Genomic DNA, 1,184 nt, shown 5'->3' with positions numbered 1-1,184 from the left:
TCTATATGTTACAAATTTGAGGGATTTAGGTTTCGATATGGACGTCTTGTCAACAGTGAAATGAATGAGATTACGCTTGCACCAAAGGAAAGTGCAGTGCTGAAGCTATTGCTGGAACGTGCAAATGAGGTTGTCACCAAGGAGGATTTCGTTCGGCTAGTTTGGAAAGGGGGGATTGTTTCCGATGAGTCACTGACACGCTGTATCTATGTTCTGAGACGCATTTTGGGGCACTCTCATAGCAAGCGCTTTATTGAGACAGTATATGGTAAGGGTTATCGTTTTGTCTTCGATGTGCAGATAGCCGATGACGATGTCTCCTTAGATGATACACCTACGCCAGTGCTACAACTTCCTGCATCGGGCAACCCCAGCATTGCATTATTTCCGTTTGAAATGGAGAATAATAAATTATCTATATCGCTTCACGATATGCTGGTAGAAAGATTACAACGCATAAAAATGAAAAGTTCAGTATCCATGCATGTGATTTCTTCATTTGTCACGCGAGCCTATCGGGACTATAGTGATTTTCTATTAGCAATTGAAAAATCAAATGCAGACTATTACATTACTGGTGCAGAAGTCTATTCTGACGATAACTGTATTATCCGGCTGGAGTTAGTCAGAGCTTACGACCATTCTGTGCTTGGTCGTGAGGGGGTGACCCTGACGGGCGATCACCATCTTAATTTTCACGCTATTTTTAAGATGATCACCATGCTGCTTTCAGGGATTGGTGTAACGATAAGAGATGTGAATATCGCTACTCCCGTGCCAGAGATAGGTAGTGAAATAATCGCGGAAGAAAAGCATCAACATTACTCTACTCGCGCATTGAGAAAACATCTGGACCTTATCTGTGAGGAGGAGGGACTGCGAAAGCACTATGTGAATAAATTCCATGAGGCCATGGCTATCTACTTCTCAATCGTTAATCATGGAATCATTAAATATTCGTATTTACGCGATGAGATAAACCATATTTTTAAGAAGATGGCGGCCAGGGAACCAAATAAAGCGATTGCTTTAGCGTTGCAGGGCGTTCTCGATGAAGGGGATACCGCAGAGGAGAAATTCAAACTCGCACTGTTGTTGTACCCTGGTGTGGCGGAAATCTATTACTACTATGCTTGTTATCTTGTCACTAATGGCGACTATTATAATGCACTGCGGATGAATAA

Annotated in this window: 1 protein-coding gene; it reads left to right on the top strand. The window is 42.3% G+C overall.

Annotated elements, in window-relative coordinates:
• Positions 1 to 96: 96 nt before the first annotated feature.
• A partial coding sequence (locus tag NNN71_RS24640) for a winged helix-turn-helix domain-containing protein (protein ID WP_271459584.1) occupies positions 97 to 1,184 on the top strand: 1,088 nt, incomplete at its 3' end.

Source organism: Kluyvera sp. Awk 3, from assembly GCF_028069715.1.
In the GTDB taxonomy this organism is placed as follows: Bacteria; Pseudomonadota; Gammaproteobacteria; order Enterobacterales; family Enterobacteriaceae; genus Kluyvera; species Kluyvera georgiana_A.
This window is presented reverse-complemented; position numbering and strand designations above follow the sequence as displayed.